This is a genomic window from Pseudomonas plecoglossicida NBRC 103162 = DSM 15088 (assembly GCF_000730665.1).
Classification (GTDB): domain Bacteria; phylum Pseudomonadota; class Gammaproteobacteria; order Pseudomonadales; family Pseudomonadaceae; genus Aquipseudomonas; species Aquipseudomonas plecoglossicida.
Genome location: NZ_BBIV01000028.1, coordinates 16,809 through 38,492, shown reverse-complemented (window position 1 = coordinate 38,492; position 21,684 = coordinate 16,809). Strand labels below are relative to the sequence as shown.

Sequence of the window (21,684 nt, the reverse complement as noted above, 5' to 3'; positions counted from 1 at the left end):
CCGCCGTAGCGCCTACACTGCGTTCCCCTGACAGGAGAGCGCCATGCTGATAGTTGCCGACGAGAATATCCCGCTGCTCGATGCCTTCTTCGAAGGCTTCGGCGAGATCCGCCGATATCCTGGCAGGAGCCTGGACGCCGCCAGTGTCAAAGACGCCGATGTGCTGCTGGTACGTTCGGTGACCAAGGTCGACCGGCAGCTGCTCGAAGGCAGCAAGGTGCGCTTTGTCGGTACCTGCACCATCGGCACCGATCATCTGGACCTCGACTATTTCGCCGAAGCCGGCATCCACTGGAGCAGCGCCCCGGGCTGCAATGCCCGCGGCGTCGTCGACTACGTGCTGGGTAGCGTGTTGACCCTGGCCGACCTGGATGGCGTGGCCTTGCCAGGGCGCACCTATGGCGTGGTCGGTGCCGGCGAAGTCGGCGGCCGCTTGGTGCGTGTGTTGCACGGCCTGGGCTGGAAGGTGCTGGTGTGCGACCCGCCGCGTCAGGCCAGCGACGGCGGCGACTTCGTCAGCCTCCAGACAATCCTCGAACAGTGCGACGTGATCAGCCTGCACACGCCGTTGCAGCGTGACGGCGAACACCCGACCTGGCACCTGCTGGGCACTGAGCAACTGGCCTGCCTGCGTCCTGGCGCCTGGCTGATCAACGCCAGCCGGGGCCCGGTGGTGGACAACGCGGCCTTGCGCGAACTGCTGCTGGAGCGCGAGGACGTGCATGCCGTGCTCGATGTGTGGGAAGGCGAACCTCAAGTCGACCTGCAGCTGGCCGACCTGTGCACCTTGGCCACGCCGCATATCGCAGGTTACAGCCTGGACGGCCGTCAGCGCGGCACGGCGCAGATCTATCAGGCGCTGTGCCGCTTCCTCGGCGAAACGGAGCGGGTGCGACTGGCCGACCTGCTGCCCAGGGCGCCGTTGGCGCAGATCGAACTGGATGACCAGGCCGACCTGGGCTGGGCGCTGGCGACCCTGTGTCGTGCGGTGTATGACCCTCGCCGCGACGACGCCGATTTTCGCCGTAGCCTGAGTGAGGATGTCGCCGAGCAACGGGCGGCGTTCGACCAGTTGCGCAAGCATTATCCGCCGCGCCGCGAGATCGAGGGGTTGGTGGTGCGGGTGCGTGGGGAGGCACCGCAATTGGTGCAGATGGTCAGTGCCTTGGGCGCGGCGGTGGTCTGACCAGGACTTCTCTGGTGTCAGGGCTGGCCCTGTCGCCGGCTTGCCGGCGACAGGGCCCGGCACATAAAAAAACCCGGCAAACGTGCCGGGTTTTGAGAAATTCGCGGCTCAGCCCTTGCGAACCTTCTCGCTCCGACTGTCCTCCAGCTTCTTGCAAGCCTGCTGGATCATCTGCTCGGTAATCGGAACCTCACGCCCCTGGGTATCGATGATCGAACCGCAGGCCTTCGGTGGTGAGTTGCTCTGGCTCTTCGGCGTATCGCTGCCATGCTGCAAGCTCATTCGCTGTCTCCTCATCAGGTCCAGTAACAGGCCACAGTCCAACAGAAAGCTTGGCAAACCTCCAGTGCTCCCTTAGACCGTTGGGCTATAGCCACAGGCACGGCACATGAGTGATAGGCTGCAGTTTTCCTGCTGCCGTGGTCGCTGCCATGCCTCGATCGGTCCCGTTTCGCCAACGCCGCGCCGTGCGCCTGGGCTGGCAATTCATCCGTCCTTACCGTAGCCGGGTCCTGCTGGCCTTGTTGGCCCTGGTGGTGACTGCGGCCATCACCCTGTCCATGGGCCAGGGCATCCGCCTGCTGGTCGACGAAGGCTTCATGACCCGCTCGGCGCACCAGCTCAACCAGACCATCGGCCTGTTCCTGCTGCTGGTGCTGGCGCTTGCGATTGGCACCTTCAGCCGTTTCTACCTGGTCTCATGGATCGGCGAGCGCTGCGTGGCCGATATCCGCAGGGCCGTGTTCGACCATCTGATCGGGTTGCATCCCGGTTTCTTCGAGGACAACCGCAGCTCGGAAATCCAGTCACGGCTGACCACCGACACCACGTTGCTGCAATCGGTGATCGGCTCTTCGCTGTCGATGTTCCTGCGCAACCTGCTGATGGTTGTCGGTGGGGTGGTGCTGTTGTTCATCACCAACGCGAAGCTGACCAGCATCGTGGTGCTGGCCTTGCCGCTGGTGCTCGCGCCGATCCTGCTGTTCGGACGGCGCGTGCGCAGCCTGTCGCGGCAGAGCCAGGACCGGGTGGCCGATGTGGGCAGCTACGTAGCTGAAACCCTGGGGCAGATCAAGACCGTTCAGGCCTACAACCACCAAGGGCACGATCGCCAGTTGTTCGCTGCGACGGTCGAGGCGGCCTTCGCCGTGGCCCGGCGGCGCATTGCCCAGCGTGCCTGGCTGATCACCCTGGTCATCGTGCTGGTACTCGGTGCGGTAGGGGTGATGCTGTGGGTGGGGGGCATGGATGTGATCGCCGGGCGTATTTCTGCAGGTGACCTGGCAGCATTCGTGTTCTACAGCCTGATCGTCGGCAGTGCCTGCGGCACCCTGAGCGAAGTGATCGGGGAGCTGCAGCGCGCTGCCGGCGCGGCCGAGCGCATCGCCGAACTGCTGGCGGCGCGCAGCGCGATCCTCGCGCCCGAGCAAGCAGTTGCGCCGGCTCGCCAGCGCGGCGCTGGGCGAATCGAGTTGCAGCAGGTCGGATTTGCCTACCCTTCGCGGCCCTCGGTGGCTGCCATCGATAATCTGGACCTGGTCATCGAGCCCGGCCAGACCCTGGCCCTGGTGGGGCCGTCGGGTGCGGGCAAGTCGACCTTGTTCGACCTGCTGCTGCGCTTCTACGACCCGCAGCGCGGACGCATACTCCTCGATGGCGTGCCGCTCACCGCGCTGGACCCCCGCGATCTGCGCCGACAGTTCGCCCTGGTGGCACAAAACCCCGCACTGTTCCGTGGCACCGTCGAGGCCAACATTCGCTACGGCCGGCCAGAGGCAACCATGGCCGAAGTCGAGGCGGCGGCCCACGGCGCCCATGCCGACGAATTCATCCGACAGTTGCCGCAGGGTTACCAGACACCATTGGGCGAGGGCGGTGTCGGGCTGTCGGGCGGCCAGCGGCAACGCCTGGCGATAGCCCGCGCGCTGCTGGTGGATGCGCCCATCCTGTTGCTGGATGAAGCCACCAGTGCCCTCGATGCGCAGAGCGAATACCTGATCCAGCAGGCTCTGCCTAGCCTGATGGCCGGCCGCACCACGCTGGTCATCGCCCACCGCCTGGCCACGGTGCAGCATGCCGACCGGATCGCGGTCATCGACCACGGAAGGTTGGTGGCGGTGGGAAGCCATCGTCAGTTGATCGAGGAAAGCCCGTTGTATGCCCGCCTGGCTGCATTGCAGTTTTCCAGCGGGTGACCCGCCACAAGCCGGGCAGGCTCACCAGCAATGCTTTGCAAGGCGCACAGCATTTTCTCGGGCCCAACAAAAAGCCCGCACAAGGCGGGCTTTTCGAGAAGGATCTGGTCGGAGAGACAGGATTCGAACCTGCGGCCTTCTCGTCCCGAACGAGACGCGCTACCTGGCTGCGCTACACTCCGATGAACGAAATCCTACTGCATCGCATTTTTGAGCGCAAGCCCTTGTTGTTAAAAGGGCTTATGTCCAGAACAGCGTCTGGATCAGAGCTCTTTGACGGTGCGCACCTGGTCCTTGTTCAGGCGCGTGCGCTTGCCGTCAAGCTGCTCGAATTCGTAGAAACCGGAATCTTCGTCGTAGGAAGGGGTGTCCACTGCCTGGATTTCACGGCCGTCGTTGAGGGTAATCACGGCCGGCGAAGAGCAGCCTGCGAGCGCACCGATACCAAGGGCGAGCAGGAAGGCGGGAAGAGTCCGTTGAATCATCGTGTTTCTCCAGTGCAAGGGTGCTAGATGACTTTATGACGCGAGGCGTCTGCGCAAGTTCCTTCGCTGTTCAGCATAGACCCGGTGGCGGCTTGTTGACCTGGATCTGCAGGGCAGGCCGTTCGCTGGCTGTGATATAAAATGCGCCATCCACTTTTCCTGCGACGGACAATCATGAAAGCCAAGGCAGATACCCCCTTCGTGGCGCTGAACATCGCCGTGCTGACGGTCAGCGATACCCGCACCTTTGAAACCGATACGTCCGGCCAGCTGTTCGTCGATCGCCTGAGTGCCGCAGGCCACCAGTTGGCAGCGCGCGTGCTGCTCAAGGACGACCTCTACAAGATCCGCGCCCAGGTCGCCACCTGGATCGCCGACGACAACGTGCAGGTCGTGCTGATTACCGGTGGTACCGGCTTTACCGGCCGCGACAGCACGCCAGAGGCTGTCGCCTGCCTGCTGGACAAGCAGGTCGAAGGTTTCGGCGAGCTGTTCCGGCAGATCTCGGTGGCCGACATCGGCACCTCCACCGTGCAGTCGCGGGCCCTGGCCGGCCTCGCCAACGGCACCCTGGTGTGCTGCCTGCCGGGTTCGACCAATGCCGTGCGCACCGGCTGGGAGGGCATCCTCGCCGAACAGCTCGACGCTCGTCATCGCCCGTGCAATTTCGTGCCTCACCTGAAGCAGGTTGCGGCCTGTGAAAGCCGTGGCTGAGGCGCCGCAAGCACGGCCGTTGATGCCGGTGGAAGAGGCCCTGGAGCGCTTGCTGGCCCTGGCTGAGGCGGCGCCGATCAAGGACATCGAGCACGTTTCGTTGGCCGATGCCGAAGGCCGGGTGCTGGCGACCGACCTGGTCGCCGCGCTCGACCTGCCGCCGTGGCCGAACAGCGCCATGGATGGTTATGCCCTGCGCCTGGCCGATCACGGCGAGCCTTTGCCGGTGAGCCAGAGGATTTTCGCCGGCCACGCGCCCGACCCCTTGCAGCCTGGCACCTGTGCGCGGATCTTCACTGGCGCGCCGCTGCCTGCCGGTGCCGACTGCGTCGAGATGCAGGAAAACACCCAGGTGCTGGAGGATGGCCGGGTTCGCTTCCTCGAACCCCTGCAGCCAGACCAGAACGTTCGCCCGCAGGGCCAGGAAACGCGCAAAGGCGAGCAGGTGATGGCCGCTGGCACTCGGCTGGGGCCGATCGAACTGGGCCTGGCTGCGACCTTGGGGCAGGCCCATCTGCAGGTGGTGCGGCGGGTGCGCGTGGCGGTGCTGTCGACCGGCGACGAACTGGTCGAACCGGGCCTGCCGCTGGGCCCGGGGCAGATCTACAACAGCAACCGGCGCCTGTTGGCCAGCTGGCTGCAGCGTCTGGGCTGCGAAGTACGGGACATGGGTATCCTGCCCGATGACCTGGCGCGTACCCGCGAGTGTCTGGCCAGCCTGGGCGATGTCGATCTGATCCTGTCCACCGGGGGTGTTTCGGTGGGCGAAGCCGACTACCTGGGTGCTGCACTGCGCGAAGCAGGCGAGCTGGCCCTGTGGAAGCTGGCGATCAAGCCGGGCAAGCCGCTGACCTTTGGCCATTACCAAGGCGTGCCGGTGATCGGCCTGCCGGGCAATCCAGCGTCGACGCTGGTCACCTTCGGCCTGCTCACACGCCCCTACCTGCTGCGTCGCCAGGGAGTGGTGGCGGTCGCGCCGCTGCGGTTCGATGTGCCAGCCGGTTTCGATTGGCCCAAGGCCGGTACTCGGCGCGAGTATCTGCGCGCCCGCATCGACGATGGCCAGGTGCGGATCTACAAGAACCAGAGCTCTGGCGTGCTGCGTAGCGCCGCCTGGGCCGAAGGCCTGGTAGAGGTGCGTGAAGGCAGTACGCCGAAAGTGGGTGACAGTCTGCCTTTCATCCCGTTGAGCGAGCTACTCGGTTGAGCGACCGACCCAGTCGGCACTGCGCCGCATGGCGTCGGCCGGTGCCGACTGGGTCAAGCGCATGTGCACGGTCTCCAGTTGCTGCGCAGCCACGCTCCAGTCGTGGCGTTGCCGGGCAAACTGGCGGCCGGCCTCGCTCAACTGGCACATGCGCCAAGGCTGGTTGAGCAACTGGGTGATCAACAGCGCCAGCTGGCCGCTGTCGTCGCTGCCCAGGTAGTGCTCGCCGTTGTTCAGCGCAAGGCCTGAAACGCCCTTGCCCGTGGTGATCACCGGCAGCCCGGCGGCCATGGCTTCAAGGATTTTCACCTTGGACCCGCCGGCGTATCGCAATGGCGCGAAGAACAGCGCCGAACGACGTTGCAGTTCGCGCAGGTCGGGGCGATAGCCGATCCATTCGATGCGGGGGTCGTTCCAGTGGAGTTTCCAGCTGGCCGGCAGCGCATGCCCGGCAATCGCCAGGCGTACCGCCGGGTTGCTCATCCATACCTGCGGCAGGATTTCTTCCAGTGCCCATTCGATGGCTTCGAGGTTGGCGCCGTACTCGAAGTTGCCAACGAACAATAGGCGCTGGCTGTGCAGGGCCGGGCGCACATCCTGGTAGTAGTCGCAATCCACGCCGTTGACCACCACGTTCACTGGCCGCCCGCTGACCTGGCTGATCAGTTCGGCGTCGTGCGCGCTCACCGCCACCACCTCGTTGGGCTGGCGCAGCACGCGTTGCTCCCAGCGACGATAGCGCCAGCGGTCGAAGGCATTGAGCGGCCGCAGCCACAGCGGCAGACGATCGTGGCAGGCAGCGCCCATCACTGACTCCAGGGTGTGCTCGCTGAGCAGGTAGGGCAGGCCGTGGGCCTGGAGGGCCTTTTCGAACGGCTGGAAGCTGTAGCTGTGTTCGATCTGGATGACATCCCACGGCTCGTCGAGCAATTGCTCGAAGCGGTGCCGCAGGCAGGGCGCCAGGCCATTGATGATTGCGCGCATCGGGTAGTCGATGATCGGCGAGGCCAGCAGGTTGAGGGGGCTGTGCAGGGCCCGCCTGGGCAGCACGATCAGGCGTTCGACCAGCGGTTCGAGGACTTCGCGGGTAGCATCGCTCAGGGGAATCTTGGACTGCACCAGCAAGGTGATCCGGTGACCATGCTGCGCCAGGGCGCGCAGCAGGTGGTATTGCCGGGTCTTGCTGCCGCTGGTGGTGGGCCAGGGCAGGTAGGGCAGTGTCCAGAGAATGCGCATGACCCGGAATCCTCGCTGATGACCGCAGACAAAAAACGCGCCCTGCGCAATCAGCTGTTGCCGGGACGCGTCCGTAGCTATCAGTAAAGCGCACGATATCGCCTTCGCCCAGCCAGGCCAGCCTGAAAGCATCATCATCACAGGCCGATGACGCTGCAGCAGCGAATGTTCGAATGGCATGCAGCAATCTGCCCGTGGCTGTGGTCGAGATCTGCACCGAAGGTTTTCCATGGAGAGGCGCAATGCAAGCGCGCAAGGCGATGCTGATCCTGCATGGCAAGCAGGCAATGAACGAAGACGTGCGTCAGGGCGTGATGGCCATGCGCGAGCGCGGCTGGACGCTGGATGTACGCGTCACCTGGGAAGGTGGGGATGCCCAGCGCCTGGTCGGCGAAGCGTTGGCCGCAGGCTACAGCCACCTGATTGCCGGAGGCGGCGATGGCACCTTGCGCGATGTGGCCGAAGCCATGGGCCAGGCGGGCACCGATGCCAGCCTGGCCCTGCTGCCGCTGGGAACAGCCAACGATTTCGCCAAAGCTGCCGGGGTTTCGTTGCAACCTGGCGAAGCCCTGGCATTGCTCGAGCTGCCGCCCAGGCCGATCGACCTGGGGCGGGTCGGCGATCAATGGTTCCTCAACATGGCCACCGGTGGTTTCGGCAGCCAGGTCACCGCCAATACGTCCGAAGACTTGAAGAAAGTGCTGGGCGCGGCAGCCTACCTGTTCACCGGCCTGACGCGCTTCAGTGAACTCCAGACTGCAGCCGTGGAGGTCGCCGGGCCGGGTTTCCAATGGCAAGGCGAACTGCTGGCGCTGGGCATCGGCAATGGCCGTCAGGCTGGGGGTGGGCAGGTATTGTGCCCGGACGCGCGCATCGATGACGGCCTGCTGGACATTGCCATCCTGCCGGCACCGCAGGAGATGGTAGGGGCACTGCGCGAATTGTTGGCGGGGGAGGGGCTGTTCGTGCGTTCACGCCTGCCCTGGGTCGAAATCAAATGCTCCCAGGGCTTGGACATCAACCTCGATGGTGAACCCTTGCAGGCTGACAGCTTGCGGTTCGAAGCCTGTCCCTCGGCATTGCGCCTGCATGTGCCGGCGAACTCGCCGCTGTTCAGTCATCCAGGCTGATGATCTTTTCGCGCACGGCGAACAGCACCAGACCGGCCACGTCGTAGATCTGCAGGCGTTTCATGATTTGCGAGCGATGGGTTTCCACGGTCTTGATCGACAGACCAAGGCCGCTGGCGATTTCGCGTGTGGACTTGCCGCGCACGATGAGGCGCAGGATTTCCAGTTGCCGAGCGGTCAGGTTGTGGCGGTCGGCATGGGCTTGCTTGCCACGCTGAGTGCGCGTCAGTGCCTGGTTGATCACGGTATGTGCGATGGCCGGGCTGAGGTAGCGTTCGCCACTGCGCAGGGCCGTCAGTGCCTGTTCCAGTTCGGTGGAAGTGGCATCCTTGAGCAGATAGCCATGGGCGCCGCTTTCCAGCGCGCGCATGATCAGTTCCGGGTCGGTGTGCATGGACAGGATCAGCACCCTGCAGGTATGGCCATTGGCGCGCAGGAGGGTGAGGGCATCCAGGCCGCTGGTCGAGCGCATGGAAATATCGAGCAGGACGATGTCGGGTTCCAGCGACTGAGCTTGCTCGAGCAACTGATCGCCGTCATCGGCCTCACCAACCACGATGTACCCAGGAATATCGGACACCAGGGCACGTACCCCGGCGCGAATCAGTGAGTGGTCATCCACCAGCAGCAGTCTACAGGTCATGGCGAAAGCGGGGTCCTGGCGCGTTCTTGAGTGCGTGGCGGCCACGGGAACAAAGCATCGATCCGCGTGCCCAGGCCGAGTTGGCTGGTAATTTCCAGGCTGCCCTTGAGCGCGGTGGCGCGCTCCAGCATGCCCGCCATGCCGCGTTGACCCGCCTCGGCAGGGTTGGCTGCCGGGATGAACCCCAGGCCATCGTCCTGGATCGACAAGGTCAGCCCGGCAGAGCTGCGCTGCAGGCGGATGGTCAAGTTGCGTGCCTGGGCGTGGCGCAGCATGTTGGTGACGGCTTCCTGGGTGATACGGAAGGCGGCCATGGCGACCTCTTCCGATACTCCGCCCAGGCGCTGATGGCACTCCAGGCTCCAGTGCACATCGCTGCTTTCCAGGGTGCGCAGCAGATGTGCACGCAGGCTTGCCTCGAGGCCGAGGCTGGCCAGCTGCCGTGGGTTGAGCAGCGCCGACACGTCACGCACCTTGCTCAGCGAGTCTTCCAGCGTGCTGCGCAACGTCGTGCAGTGCGTCTGCAATTCACCGGGCATGCGCCGCTGCAGCCAGTCCAGCTGCAATTTGGCGGCCGTGAGCAACTGACCGATGTCGTCATGCAATTCACGGCTCAGGTGCTGGCGTTCGCTTTCCTGCACCTTGAGCATGCGATCGGCCAGTTCCGCCGGCCGCAGGCTGATCGACCTGGCGCCCTGGCGCAGGTGCCAACAGATGCCGAGGGTGGCGACCAGTTGCAACAGCAGCAGGCCGGCCGGCAGGGTCTGCGTGAGCGCCCATGCGGCATTGGCCAGCAATGACACCACGCACAGCAACGCCATGGTCCAGCGCAGCAAGCTGTCGCGGGAGCAGCGACGCAGAGGGATCTTCAAGCGTGGAAACATAGATTGGGAAGCCACTGAAGTCTTGCTGATGGAGGCCTTGCACATGTCTACCAGAGACTTTGGCGGCGAGCTTTCAAGAATTGGCGAGCGCACGTTGAAAGCATTTCATATACGGGTGGCCGGTGATTGTTTAGCGCACATGGTATCACTTCGCACAGCGTTGGTCGCGGCCGCCAATGCTTTGAAACATCAGGAAATACAGGTAGATCGTGGGTCTTGCCTTTGCTCGCTGATGACAATATGCCCTGACTGGCGCAGCGCTTGCGACCCGTCGATCCGACGATAGATGGACATGAAACGCTAGTGGGCGGCTGAATCCGTATCGGATGGTCAGTTCGGGCCGTTTTCCTGGCGGGGCGCACACGTTTGCGGCACGGGTTGACCCAGGGATTCTGCAAGTTCGGCCAACAGTGCTGCCTGCTCGCTGGTATCCAGGGCGAGCCGCCCGGTGCGCACATCCAGCAGCTCCAGTTGCCAGGCAAGCAGTGTCAGGCAGGCTTCCAGCGCAGGCAGCGCTTCGGGGTGCAGGCGCATGTTGCGGCAGGCTGGCGAGAGCAGTTGTTGCAGGGCGTCCGCGTACTGGGCGACTTCGCTCAGGTTCAGGCCGCTGGCCCGTCGGGCGAGGGTGTCGAGGGTGTGTTCGAGGCAGTGACAGGCGTCCGGGTCATTGGCGATCAGCTCCAGGTGCTGAAGACATTCCTGGGACTGGGTCAGCAGGACCTGCGCATCCAGCAGAAATTCCTGGAAGCCGCTGTTGTTGAAGACGGTGCTGTCCATGATGCCACTCCGGCGCGTAGGGCTGGAGCAGGGGGTTGGCGACGTCAAGTCGATCGCTAGCAAAAGCCTGACTCCATTCATGCAGTGAGAATGGCGTCACATTAATGGCTAAAGGATATCGCGAACATCAGGTTGCACCCGACTGCCTCTAGGGGTTTCCCTGATGGCTGCTTAGGGTGTAACTGCTGCTCGCAGGACTGGATCCAACAGGGCGATGTCTCGCAGTAAAGCATGATGGTAATGTGATATCAATCATCTGTGCGGCATTTTCCAGTGAGGGTCAAGGTGCGTGCGAAGCCGCCGATACAGGGACACAGAAATCACCTTTTCCCACTCAAGCCCGGGGGTTTTCCAATGGCTGGCATTCTCGACACGGTAGACCAACGCACGCAACTGGTGGGGGAGAATCGCCTGGAGATTCTCATGTTCCGCCTGACCGGTCGCCAGCTGTTCGCCATCAACGTGTTCAAGGTTCAAGAGGTGCTGCAACTGCCCAAGCTGACCTTGATGCCCCAGCGTCATGCGTTCGTCTGCGGTGTGGTCAACCTGCGCGGCCAGACCCTGCCGGTCATCGACTTGTCCCAGGCCATCGGCATGCGACCGCTGCAGCCCGGGCCGAACAGCACCATCATCGTCACGGAGTACAACCGCTCGGTGCAGGCATTTCTGGTCGGTGGTGTCGACCGCATCGTCAACATGAACTGGGAAGCCATCATGCCACCGCCTTCGAGCGCCGGCCGCCAGCACTACCTGACCGCCATCACCAAGGTAGAGGAGCAATTGGTGGAGGTGATCGATGTGGAGAAGGTGCTGGCTGAAATCGTGCCGTACAACGCCAGGGTCTCGGGCGACAAGCTCGCCGATCCGGTGCTGGCGCGTGCCCGTGGGCGAGAGGTACTGCTGGTGGATGATTCCAGTGTGGCCCTGGCGCAACTGCGTGGCACCCTGTCGCAACTGGGGATGAAGCTGCATGTGGCCAGCGATGGCCTCAAGGCCCTGCGCATGCTCAAAGGGTGGGCTGACGCCGGTGAGGATGTGTGTGAAAAGCTGCTGATGGTCTTTACCGATGCCGAAATGCCGGAAATGGACGGTTACCGGCTGACCACCGAGATCCGCAGCGATGCTCGCCTGCGCAAGTTGCACGTTGTGCTCCATACCTCGTTGTCGGGCAGCTTCAACGAGTCGATGGTGAAAAAAGTCGGTTGCGACAACTTCCTCTCCAAGTTCCAGCCTGATCGTCTGGTCGACGTGGTCAAGCAACGTCTGCTGCTCGATACCGCCATGGCGTGATCCTTGCGTCTGCCAGGTATAAGCTTGGCTTTTGGCCAGGCAAGAGGCAGGCAAGGATGTTTCTGAGCGAGTTGTATCGGTACCCGGTGAAGTCAGGGCAGGCACAGCGCCTCGAGCGCTCGCCGGTCAGCCTTCTGGGGTTGCACGGCGATCGACGCTGGATGGTGGTCGAGGAAGAGAACGGACGTTTCCTTACCCAGCGTGCCTGGCCACGGCTAAGTCAGCTCAAGGCCCATGAGGACGAGGCTGGCGTATTGTTGCTGGAAGCGCCGGGGCAGCCGCCGCTGCAGGTGGCGGTGCCCGCCGAGGATGACAGCTTGCGCGGGGTGACCATCTGGCGCGACACCTTGCGTGTGCCCGATGCGGGCGACGAGGCCGCGGCCTGGTTGTCGCAGCTGCTCGGCAAGCCGGTTCGCCTGGTTCACTGTCCCGAACAACGTGCGCGTTACCTGCCCAACGGCTACGGCCTGAACAGTGATCGTGCGGCGTTTCCCGATGGTTTCCCTTTGCTGCTGATAGGGCAGGGTTCGCTGGACGAGCTGAACCGGCGGATTGGTCGGCCCATGGAAATGCTGCGCTTTCGGCCGAATCTGGTGGTTCAGGGAGCCGAGCCATTCGCCGAGGATGGCTGGAAGCGGATTCGCATTGGTGATCTGGTGTTTCGCGTGCTCAAACCCAGTGTGCGGTGCATCTTCACCACGCTCGATCCCACGACCGGGGAACGCAGCCCGGACCGCGAGCCGCTGACTACCTTGAAAACCTTCCGGGAGAAAGAGGGGGATATCCTGTTCGGGCAGAACCTGGCCGTGGATGGGAATGGCTGGCTGGAAGTGGGGATGGAAGTCGAAATTCTGGAGTGATGACAGCCCCTATCGCCGGCTTGCCGGCGATAGGGGCTCAGCCGAAATCACATGTCATCGAAGTACCGCTCGTGCCAGTCCACCAGCGGCTGCGGCGCATTGAGTTTCTGCCCGTAGATCACCGAGTACGACAGCACGTTCTGCACATACTGGCGCGTCTCGTCGAACGGAATCGACTCCACCCACACATCGAAGCTCAGGTGCTTGGCACCCTTGAGCCACTGGCGCACGCGCCCCGGTCCGGCGTTGTACGCCGCCGATGCCAATACCCGATTGCCATTGAACTGGCTGTGCACCTGGCTCAGGTAGGCCGCACCCAGCTGAATGTTCTTGTCCGGGTTGAATACCTGCTGGGGCGAGGCCAGCGGAATGCTGAACTTGCGTGCGGTCTCCTTGGCAGTGGCCGGCATCAGTTGCATCAGGCCGCTGGCGCCGACACTGGAACGTGCGTCTTCCATGAACGCGCTTTCCTGGCGCGTGATGGCGAACACCCAGCTCGAATGCAGGCCTCGCACCTTGGCTTCGCGCACCAGGGTGTCACGGTGGGCCATCGGGAAACGGATATCCAGATCGTCCCAGTACTGCGCCTGGCTGATGGTGCGAATCGCCGGGAAATACCAGCGCAGGTCGTAGGCCAGGCGTGCCTGGGCGACCATCTCGTCACGGGTGAAATGACGGCTGACGTGGTACCACTCGCGGCGGCCTTCGACGATCTGCCCGCGGGCATGGAATTCCAGGGCGCGCTGGACACCTGGGGTATTGCGCACCTTGTTGACCAGCGCCGGGCTCAGTACCAGCGGTTTGTTGTTCAGCTGGTACGGCGTCTGCGCCCGGTCGGCGGCGAGGAAGCCATAGAAGTCGCGCTCGCGCGCCACGTTCTTGTACAGCAGCGGAATCTGCGGGTTGTTCGGCTGGGCCAGCTCCAGGCTGCGCGCCTGCCAGTATTTCCAGCGGTTGCTGCTGGCCAGGTCCTGCGGCAGGCGCTTGGTCAGCTCGTAGGCATCTTCCCAGCGGCCCAGGCGCAGCAACAGCCTCAGGCGCCACTCGCTGACGGTGTTGTCGCGCAGTTCGGGGTCGTAGCGGGTCATCAGGTCGAGGGCCCGCGGGTCGTAGCGGCGCGCCAGGGTCAGGCCGATCTCGCGGGCGATGGCAACCTTCTCGTCGCGGGAGAAGTGCATGCGCTGGGCGTAATCGTCGAGCAGCGCCATGGCCCGTTCAGGGTCCTGGCGAGCCAGGCGGCGCAGGCCGAGGCTGACCACGTCGGACATCGCTTCGTTGACCGGCGTGAAGCGCGACGGCTGGTTGAGCAGTTCGGGCTTCTGTGCCACATCGATCAGCAGTCGACCTTGCGGGCCGAGGGTGGTGAGGCCTTGGACCAGACTGTTGGCCAGGCTGTAGTTGCGCGCCTGGGCCGCCAGCTTGGCGCGGTTCCAGCGCTTGGCCTCGGTCAGTTGTCCTTCGGCGGCCCACATGCCGAACAGGGTGTCGCAGGCGGCCGGTTGCGACTTGCCGACGTTCCACAGCTTTTCGGCGCTGGCGAAGCCCTCGGCACGCTTGCCGTGGCTTAGTTCGTACTGGCCATTGAGGCAGTCCAGTTCGGTGAAATTGAGCTTGGGGTCGTAGTACTTGGCGAAGGTGTTCCACTCGCCACGTTCTGCTTCCCAGCGCAACCAGCGCAGTTTCATCCAGTTGGCCTGGGGCAGGTCGCCGTGCTTGGCGAGGAAACCTTCGATTTCCTCGTTGCTGGCGGTCTTGAGGCGTGCGGTGAGTTCGTCGTAGGCCAGGTAGGGCGTCAACGGATAGTCGCGCAGGGCCTGGGCATAGCGCAGGTAAGGGCCTTTGTCGCCCTTGGCCAGTGCACGCTTGGCCTCGTCATAGTACTGGCGCTGCAGGGTGAGGTCGGTGGCCTGCGCCACGCCGGCGGTAGCGGCGGTAAGCAGCAGGCAGGAAGCAATCTGTAACAGGCGGCTGCGCATGATACGTCCGGGCAGTTGAACCATGGGGAAGTGACGGCGGAGCCAGCACTGTTGGAAGCAATTGCATTAGCTTAGCCGTTTGCCGGCAGCGGGTGAAAGCACTGTGCTTGTATCAAGGCGTTAACACCGACCGGATGTCGCAATACCCTGGCAACGCCGTCGACTTAATGCCGGAATGGGCCAACTCAGGTAGAATGCGCGCCCGCTTTATGGAGACGAACATGACCCTGCTCAAATTCAGCGATGTGTCCCTCGCATTCGGCGCGATGCCGCTGCTGGACAAAGTGTCCTGGCAGATCGCCCGTGGCGAGCGGGTGTGCATCATCGGCCGCAACGGTACCGGCAAGTCCAGCATGCTGCGCCTGGTAAAGGGCGAGCAGAAGGGCGATGACGGTGAGATCTGGCGCGCCCCCGGCCTGAAGATCGGCGAACTGCCGCAGGAGCTGCCGGTTGCTGACGAGCGCACCGTGTTCGACGTGGTGGCCGCAGGCCTGGATGGCGTTGGCGAGTTGCTTGCGCAATTCCACCACCTCAGCCAGAACATCCAGGGCGACGATGACCTGGACAAGCTCATGCACGTGCAGCACGAGCTCGAAGCCCGCGACGGCTGGCGCCTGCAGCAAGTGGTGGAAAGCACCCTGAGCCGCCTGCAGCTGCCGGCCGACAAGACCTTGGCCGAGCTCTCCGGTGGCTGGCGCCGCCGCGTGCTGCTGGCCCAGGCACTGGTGTCGGAACCCGACCTGCTGCTGCTCGACGAGCCGACCAACCACCTGGACATCGGTGCCATCGCCTGGCTCGAAGAGGCCCTGCGCGGCTTCAACGGCGCGGTGCTGTTCATCACCCACGACCGCTCCTTCCTGCAGAACCTGGCCACGCGCATTCTCGAACTGGACCGCGGCGGCCTGATCGACTGGAACGGCGACTACGCCAGCTTCCTGGTGCACAAGGAGGCCGCACTGGCCGCCGAGGAAACCGCCAACGCGCTGTTCGACAAGCGCCTGGCCCAGGAAGAAGTGTGGATCCGTCAGGGCATCAAGGCCCGTCGCACCCGTAACGAAGGCCGTGTACGCGCCCTCAAGGCCTTGCGTGTCGAGCGCAGTGAGCGCCGCGATCGCCAGGGCAAGGCGAACATCCAGATCGAGGCGGCGGAGAAATCCGGCAAGCAGGTCATGGTGTTGGAGAACGTCAGCTTCCATCACGCTGAAGGGCCGATGCTGGTCAAGGACTTTTCCATGGTCCTGCAGCGTCAGGACCGCATTGGCCTGCTGGGTGCCAATGGTACCGGCAAGACCACCTTGCTCAAGCTGATGCTCGGCGATCTGGAGCCCACTTCGGGCAAGGTCGAGCGCGGCACCAAGCTGGAAGTGGCCTACTTCGACCAGATGCGTCATCAGCTCGATCTGGAAAAGACCGTGATCGACAACCTGGCCGAAGGCCGTGACTTCATCGAGATCGACGGTCAGAACCGTCATGTGCTCAGCTATCTCGGCGATTTCCTGTTCAGCCCGCAGCGTGCCCGCACGCCGGTCAAGGCGCTGTCGGGTGGCGAACGCGCGCGCCTGCTGCTGGCCAAGCTGTTCAGCAAGCCAGCCAACCTGCTGGTGCTGGACGAACCGACCAACGACCTGGACGTGGAAACCCTCGAGCTGCTGGAAGAAGTACTGTCCAACTACAAGGGCACCGTGCTGATGGTCAGCCACGATCGGGCCTTCCTCGACAATGTCGTCACCAGCACCTTGGTGTTCGAGGGCGAGGGCAAGGTACGCGAGTATGTGGGTGGCTATGAAGACTGGATCCGCCAGGGCGGCTCGCCGCGCCTGCTGGGCGTGACCGAAAGCAAGGGTGGCAAGTCCGAGCTCAACAGCGCCGTGGTCGAGAAGCAGGAAGTGCAGGCAGCGCCGGCGCCAGTGGCAGCCGCGGCCGATGCCTCGAAGAAGAAACTCAGCTACAAGCTGCAGCGAGAGCTGGAGATGTTGCCGGGGCAGATCGACGCAGTCGAACAGCGCATGGCAGTCGCTCAGGAAGAGGTCAATGCGCCGGGCTTCTATCAGCGGCCGATCGAGGAGACCTCTGCGGTGCTGGCGAAGCTGGAGCAGATGCAGGGCGAGCTGGATGTGCTGGTAGAGCGTTGGGCTGAGCTGGAAGGCTGAGTTCGACCTCATCGCCTCATCGCCGGCAAGCCGGCTCCCACAGGTGCTCCGCATTTTTCTGAATGTGCGCAAACCCTGTGGGAGCCGGCTTGCCGGCGATAGAGCCAGTACAGGCTATATCACTCCTTCTTCTGCAACCGCACCGCCAGCACATCGCACGGCGCCCCATGCAGCACATCATTGGCCGTGGAGCCGAGCAGCAACGCCAGGCCGTGCCGGCCATGGCTGCCCACCACGATCAGGTCGCAGTTCTGCTCCTTGGCCAGTTGGTGGATTTCCTGACGTGGCTGGCCGTAGGTGAGGTGCGAATCGCCACGGTTGATGTCGGGATATTTGTTGAACAGCCGGTCCATGCGCTCCTTGGCCTGGTCGAACTGCTGCTGTTGCAGTTGCGACAGGTCCATCGGTACATCGCCGCCAAAGGCCATGGCCATCGGTTCGACGATATGCACCAGCGAAACCTTGGCACCGGTCGGTTCGGCGAGCTTCATGGCACGTTTGATCACCGGGTCGCACTCTTCGGTGAGGTCGACGGCGACCAGAAGATGTTCGTAGGACATGAGCTGTACTCCTGACAATCGCGTTAGTAGAAGTATGGTCGCTTTCGGGCAGGTCTTCCGTGAAACCGAGTAACCCGCTCATTTGCAACGCTTTATGGAATCTACAGATATGACGGTATGGCTGGTGGTGTCAATCCTTGCGCTGATTCTCAGTCCGCTTTCCTGGCTGCGCCTTTCGCGCAAACAGGGCGAGCAGATGAGCCTGCGCCTGGAAGCGCGGCGCATGGGCCTGGCCATGCAGCTAGCGCCCCAGAAGTGGCCGCACTGGCTGGAAAACGAACCGCCCAGCCCGTGCCCGCAGTACCATCGGGCGCGGCGTCGGGGGCATGAAGACAGCTGGTGTTACTGGCAGGTCAGCCCTGGTGTCTGGTGGAACCAGTGGCGTGAGGTGTGCGAGGAGCCGCGCCTGTGCGAGGTGTTCGCCCGCCTGCCGCAGACCGTCTACAAGGTCGAGGCCGACACCCGCATGATTGCGCTCTACTGGAGCGAACGCGGTGATAAATCTGTGTTGCAGGATATTGCTCACGCCTTCGAAACCCTCGCTTGACAGCATTTCAACGACAAAGCGGCAACCTGGCAGCGCCCTTGGGGGAGGTGTCAGGTTGCCGCTTTATCGTTTCTGCAGTGCAGAAAAGGCCAGGCAGGCCGGGAATTTCATGGAGCGATAGGCAGTGTAGCCAGCTTTCTCGCGCTGCATGAAATAAAGGCAGCACTGGGCAACTTTTGTGGTCAATCGCTGACATGAATGATCAGTGATCACTGTCATCAGGTTTTGCACCCGTCCGATGGAAAATGACCGCAAAGTCGCGTTTTCAACGCGCTTTCGACCATTTGACAACGCTGATCTTTTCGGAGAATGTGTGCATACCCAAATCAAACGGGCGTATGAATTGAGCGTTTGTATGTCACACCGCTCGTTCATGATCCCGACTAGCGCGCTAACGGGTGTGCCTGGGTGAGGGCAGCGATGGGCTGCTTTCCACCAGCGTTCGGCGTGTACAGTTCAGCTTCCATATCGTGGAGATCAGTTGATGATTTACGAAGGTAAAGCCATCACGGTTAAGGCTCTTGAAAGCGGCATCGTCGAACTGAAGTTCGATCTCAAGGGTGAGTCCGTCAACAAGTTCAATCGCCTGACCCTGGACGAACTGCGCCAGGCCGTCGAAGCCATCAAGGCCGACGCCTCGGTGAAAGGTGTGATCGTCAGCAGTGGCAAGGACGTGTTCATCGTCGGCGCCGACATCACCGAGTTCGTCGATAACTTCAAGCTGCCCGAGGCCGAGCTGGTTGCCGGCAGCCTGGAAGCCAACCGCATCTTCAACGCCTTTGAAGATCTCGAAGTGCCGACCGTGGTGGCCATCAACGGCATCGCCCTGGGTGGCGGCCTGGAAATGTGCCTGGCGGCCGACTACCGCATCATGTCCAGCAGCGCCAAGATCGGCCTGCCGGAAGTCAAGCTGGGGATCTACCCAGGCTTCGGCGGTACCGTGCGCCTGCCGCGCCTGATCGGTTCGGACAACGCCATCGAGTGGATTGCCTCCGGCAAGGAAAACCGTGCCGAAGACGCCCTCAAGGTCGGTGCCGTCGACGCGGTGGTCGCCCCTGAGCTGCTGCAGGCCGGTGCCCTCGACCTGATCAAGCGCGCCATCAGCGGCGAGCTGGACTACAACGCCAAGCGTCAGCCCAAGCTGGAAAAGCTCAAGCTCAACGCCATCGAGCAGATGATGGCATTCGAGACCGCCAAGGGCTTCGTCGCCGGCCAGGCTGGCCCGAACTACCCGGCACCGGTCGAAGCCATCAAGACCATCCAGAAGGCCGCCAACTTCGGCCGTGACAAGGCCCTGGAAGTCGAGGCGGCAGGTTTTGCCAAACTGGCCAAGACTTCGGTCGCCGAGAGCCTGGTCGGTCTGTTCCTGAATGACCAGGAGCTCAAGCGCAAGGCCAAGGCCCACGACGAGATCGCCCACGACGTGAAACAGGCTGCCGTGCTCGGCGCCGGTATCATGGGCGGTGGCATTGCCTACCAGTCGGCTGTCAAAGGCACGCCGATCCTGATGAAGGACATCCGTGAAGAGGCCATTCAGCTGGGCCTGAACGAAGCGTCCAAGCTGCTTGGCAAGCGTGTCGAGAAGGGCCGCCTGACGCCGGCGAAAATGGCCGAGGCACTCAATGCCATTCGCCCGACCCTGTCCTATGGTGATTTCGCCAACGTCGACATCGTCGTCGAGGCCGTGGTCGAGAACCCGAAGGTCAAGCAGGCGGTACTGGCGGAAGTGGAAGGCCAGGTGAAGGAAGACGCGATTCTCGCTTCCAATACCTCGACCATCTCCATCAACTTGCTGGCCAAGGCGCTCAAGCGCCCTGAGAACTTCGTCGGCATGCATTTCTTCAACCCGGTGCACATGATGCCGCTGGTCGAAGTCATCCGTGGCGAGAAGTCCAGCGATGTGGCTGTTGCCACCACCGTGGCCTACGCCAAGAAAATGGGCAAGAACCCGATCGTGGTCAACGACTGCCCGGGCTTTTTGGTCAACCGCGTTCTGTTTCCGTACTTCGGCGGCTTCGCCAAGCTGGTCAGCGCCGGCGTCGACTTCGTGCGCATCGACAAGGTCATGGAGAAGTTCGGCTGGCCGATGGGCCCGGCCTACCTGATGGACGTGGTCGGCATCGACACCGGCCACCATGGCCGCGACGTGATGGCTGAAGGCTTCCCGGATCGCATGAAGGATGAGCACCGCTCCGCTGTCGACGCCCTGTACGAGGCCAATCGCCTGGGTCAGAAGAACGGCAAGGGCTTCTACGCCTACGAGACCGACAAGCGCGGCAAGCCGAAGAAAGTCTTCGACGCCACCGTGCTCGACGTGCTCAAGCCGGTGGTCTTCGAGCAGCGCGAAGTCACTGACGAAGACATCATCAACTGGATGATGGTGCCGCTGTGCCTGGAGACCGTGCGCTGCCTGGAGGACGGCATCGTCGAAACGGCTGCCGAAGCGGACATGGGCCTGGTCTACGGTATTGGTTTCCCTCCCTTCCGCGGTGGTGCGCTGCGCTACATCGATTCGATCGGTGTCGCCGAATTCGTCGCCCTGGCCGACCAGTACGCCGATCTGGGGCCGCTGTACCACCCGACCGCGAAGCTGCGCGAAATGGCCAAGAATGGCCAGCGCTTCTTCAACTGAGCGGCCAACGAGTTAGAGCGAGAGAAATGATATGAGCCTGAATCCAAGAGACGTGGTGATTGTCGACTTCGGTCGCACCCCGATGGGCCGCTCCAAGGGTGGCATGCACCGTAACACCCGCGCCGAAGACATGTCGGCGCACCTGATCAGCAAGCTGCTCGAGCGCAACGGCAAGGTCGATCCGAAAGAGGTCGAGGACGTGATCTGGGGCTGCGTCAACCAGACCCTGGAGCAGGGCTGGAACATCGCCCGCATGGCGTCGTTGATGACCCAGATCCCGCACACCTCGGCCGCCCAGACCGTCAGCCGCCTGTGTGGCTCGTCGATGAGCGCGCTGCACACCGCCGCCCAGGCGATCATGACCGGCAACGGCGATGTGTTCGTGGTCGGCGGCGTCGAGCACATGGGCCACGTCAGCATGATGCATGGCGTCGACCCCAACCCGCACCTGTCCTTGCACGCTGCCAAGGCGTCCGGGATGATGGGCCTGACCGCCGAGATGCTGGGCAAGATGCACGGCATCACCCGTGAGCAACAGGACCTGTTCGGCCTGCGTTCGCACCAGCTGGCCCACAAGGCCACTGTCGAAGGCAAGTTCAAGGACGAGATCATCCCGATGCAAGGGTATGACGAGAACGGCTTCCTGAAGGTGTTCGACTTCGACGAGACCATTCGCCCGGAAACCACCCTGGAAGGCCTGGCTTCGCTGAAGCCTGCGTTCAACCCCAAAGGTGGTACCGTCACCGCCGGTACTTCGTCGCAGATCACCGACGGTGCCTCGTGCATGATCGTCATGTCCGGCCAGCGCGCCATGGACCTCGGCATCCAGCCGTTGGCCGTGATCCGCTCGATGGCCGTGGCGGGTGTCGACCCGGCCATCATGGGCTACGGCCCGGTGCCGTCGACCCAGAAAGCCCTCAAGCGCGCCGGCCTGACCATGGCCGACATCGACTTCATCGAGCTCAACGAAGCCTTCGCTGCACAGGCCCTGCCAGTGCTGAAAGACTTGAAAGTGCTCGACAAGATGGATGAGAAGGTTAACCTGCACGGCGGCGCCATTGCGTTGGGCCACCCGTTCGGTTGCTCCGGTGCGCGGATTTCCGGCACGCTGCTCAACGTCATGAAGCAGAATGGCGGAACTCTGGGTGTCGCCACCATGTGTGTCGGTCTCGGCCAAGGCATCACCACTGTCTTCGAACGCGTCTGATCGCG

The 21,684-nt window shown here is 63.1% G+C and carries 19 protein-coding genes and 1 tRNA gene; 11 read left to right on the top strand and 9 right to left on the bottom strand.

Annotated features, from left to right (window positions below; all coding sequences use genetic code 11):
• The first annotated feature begins 43 nt into the window (after positions 1–43).
• A complete protein-coding gene (gene pdxB / locus PPL01S_RS16425) occupies positions 44–1,186 on the top strand; it encodes a 4-phosphoerythronate dehydrogenase PdxB (RefSeq protein ID WP_016391315.1) in 1,143 nt (380 codons plus the stop codon).
• Positions 1,187–1,294: 108 nt separating this feature from the next.
• On the opposite strand, the gene PPL01S_RS25415 is transcribed toward pdxB, so the two are convergent.
• Complete coding sequence (locus PPL01S_RS25415; protein ID WP_016391314.1) at positions 1,295–1,468, bottom strand: PA1571 family protein; 174 nt, start codon at positions 1,466–1,468, stop codon at positions 1,295–1,297.
• Between the two features lie 149 nt (positions 1,469–1,617).
• Between PPL01S_RS25415 and PPL01S_RS16420 the strand changes: the two genes are divergently transcribed.
• A complete protein-coding gene (locus PPL01S_RS16420; RefSeq protein ID WP_028625760.1) occupies positions 1,618–3,381 on the top strand; it encodes an ABC transporter transmembrane domain-containing protein in 1,764 nt (587 codons plus the stop codon).
• A gap of 105 nt (positions 3,382–3,486) precedes the next feature.
• Here PPL01S_RS16420 and PPL01S_RS16415 read toward each other — a convergent pair.
• Both PPL01S_RS16415 and PPL01S_RS16410 read right to left on the bottom strand, forming a co-directional pair.
• Positions 3,487–3,563: transfer RNA gene (locus PPL01S_RS16415), tRNA-Pro, on the bottom strand.
• Positions 3,564–3,644: 81 nt separating this feature from the next.
• Entirely contained in the window at positions 3,645–3,866 is a 222-nt protein-coding gene (locus PPL01S_RS16410; RefSeq protein ID WP_016391312.1) for a YgdI/YgdR family lipoprotein, read from the bottom strand.
• A gap of 174 nt (positions 3,867–4,040) precedes the next feature.
• Here PPL01S_RS16410 and moaB point away from each other — a divergent pair, with 174 nt between their 5' ends.
• The gene (moaB, locus tag PPL01S_RS16405) at positions 4,041–4,580 is read left to right on the top strand and encodes a molybdenum cofactor biosynthesis protein B (protein WP_016391311.1); all 540 of its coding nucleotides are present in this window, start codon (positions 4,041–4,043) and stop codon (positions 4,578–4,580) included.
• A complete protein-coding gene (locus PPL01S_RS16400; RefSeq protein WP_016391310.1) occupies positions 4,564–5,787 on the top strand; it encodes a molybdopterin molybdotransferase MoeA in 1,224 nt (407 codons plus the stop codon). Before moaB ends, PPL01S_RS16400 begins: the two co-directional genes overlap by 17 nt.
• Here PPL01S_RS16400 and PPL01S_RS16395 read toward each other — a convergent pair.
• Positions 5,776–7,023 carry a glycosyltransferase family 4 protein gene (locus PPL01S_RS16395; protein WP_016391309.1) on the bottom strand — a complete coding sequence of 416 codons (1,248 nt, stop codon included), beginning with the start codon at positions 7,021–7,023 and terminating at the stop codon, positions 5,776–5,778. The genes PPL01S_RS16400 and PPL01S_RS16395 overlap by 12 nt on opposite strands.
• Before the next feature lie 242 nt (positions 7,024–7,265).
• On the opposite strand from PPL01S_RS16395, the gene yegS reads away from it, so the two are divergent.
• Positions 7,266–8,153, top strand: coding sequence for a lipid kinase YegS (gene yegS / locus PPL01S_RS16390; protein ID WP_028625759.1), 888 nt, complete (start codon positions 7,266–7,268; stop codon positions 8,151–8,153).
• Here yegS and PPL01S_RS16385 read toward each other — a convergent pair.
• The 3 genes from PPL01S_RS16385 to PPL01S_RS16375 all read right to left on the bottom strand — a co-directional run bounded on the left by PPL01S_RS16385 (position 8,137) and on the right by PPL01S_RS16375 (position 10,457).
• Positions 8,137–8,796, bottom strand: coding sequence for a response regulator (locus PPL01S_RS16385; protein ID WP_016391307.1), 660 nt, complete (start codon positions 8,794–8,796; stop codon positions 8,137–8,139). The two genes, yegS and PPL01S_RS16385, sit on opposite strands and share 17 nt — an antisense overlap.
• On the bottom strand, positions 8,793–9,680 hold the full coding sequence (locus PPL01S_RS16380; RefSeq protein ID WP_016391306.1) for a sensor histidine kinase: 888 nt from the start codon (positions 9,678–9,680) through the stop codon (positions 8,793–8,795). Before PPL01S_RS16380 ends, PPL01S_RS16385 begins: the two co-directional genes overlap by 4 nt.
• A 330-nt stretch (positions 9,681–10,010) precedes the next feature.
• Positions 10,011–10,457: an Hpt domain-containing protein gene (locus tag PPL01S_RS16375; RefSeq protein ID WP_016391305.1), complete on the bottom strand. Its 447-nt coding sequence runs from the start codon at positions 10,455–10,457 to the stop codon at positions 10,011–10,013.
• Positions 10,458–10,811: 354 nt separating this feature from the next.
• Between PPL01S_RS16375 and PPL01S_RS16370 the strand changes: the two genes are divergently transcribed.
• Positions 10,812–11,747 (top strand): chemotaxis protein CheV, encoded by a 936-nt coding sequence (locus PPL01S_RS16370; RefSeq protein WP_016391304.1) that lies wholly within the window; start codon positions 10,812–10,814, stop codon positions 11,745–11,747.
• Between the two features lie 56 nt (positions 11,748–11,803).
• Entirely contained in the window at positions 11,804–12,607 is an 804-nt protein-coding gene (locus tag PPL01S_RS16365) for an MOSC domain-containing protein (protein ID WP_016391303.1), read from the top strand.
• A gap of 47 nt (positions 12,608–12,654) precedes the next feature.
• Here PPL01S_RS16365 and PPL01S_RS16360 read toward each other — a convergent pair whose 3' ends face one another.
• The gene (locus PPL01S_RS16360) at positions 12,655–14,583 is read right to left on the bottom strand and encodes a transglycosylase SLT domain-containing protein (protein ID WP_016391302.1); all 1,929 of its coding nucleotides are present in this window, start codon (positions 14,581–14,583) and stop codon (positions 12,655–12,657) included.
• A 221-nt stretch (positions 14,584–14,804) separates the two neighbouring features.
• Here PPL01S_RS16360 and PPL01S_RS16355 point away from each other — a divergent pair, with 221 nt between their 5' ends.
• Positions 14,805–16,733 (top strand): ATP-binding cassette domain-containing protein, encoded by a 1,929-nt coding sequence (locus PPL01S_RS16355; RefSeq protein ID WP_016391301.1) that lies wholly within the window; start codon positions 14,805–14,807, stop codon positions 16,731–16,733.
• Between the two features lie 119 nt (positions 16,734–16,852).
• On the opposite strand, the gene PPL01S_RS16350 is transcribed toward PPL01S_RS16355, so the two are convergent.
• A complete protein-coding gene (locus tag PPL01S_RS16350) occupies positions 16,853–17,293 on the bottom strand; it encodes a universal stress protein (RefSeq protein WP_016391300.1) in 441 nt (146 codons plus the stop codon).
• Positions 17,294–17,402: 109 nt separating this feature from the next.
• Between PPL01S_RS16350 and PPL01S_RS16345 the strand changes: the two genes are divergently transcribed.
• The 3 genes from PPL01S_RS16345 to fadA all read left to right on the top strand — a co-directional run bounded on the left by PPL01S_RS16345 (position 17,403) and on the right by fadA (position 21,679).
• Positions 17,403–17,840 carry a hypothetical protein gene (locus PPL01S_RS16345; protein WP_016391299.1) on the top strand — a complete coding sequence of 146 codons (438 nt, stop codon included), beginning with the start codon at positions 17,403–17,405 and terminating at the stop codon, positions 17,838–17,840.
• A 484-nt stretch (positions 17,841–18,324) separates the two neighbouring features.
• On the top strand, positions 18,325–20,472 hold the full coding sequence (gene fadB / locus PPL01S_RS16340) for a fatty acid oxidation complex subunit alpha FadB (RefSeq protein ID WP_028625758.1): 2,148 nt from the start codon (positions 18,325–18,327) through the stop codon (positions 20,470–20,472).
• Positions 20,473–20,503: 31 nt separating this feature from the next.
• Positions 20,504–21,679: an acetyl-CoA C-acyltransferase FadA gene (gene fadA / locus PPL01S_RS16335; RefSeq protein WP_003248768.1), complete on the top strand. Its 1,176-nt coding sequence runs from the start codon at positions 20,504–20,506 to the stop codon at positions 21,677–21,679.
• Positions 21,680–21,684 lie beyond the last annotated feature (5 nt).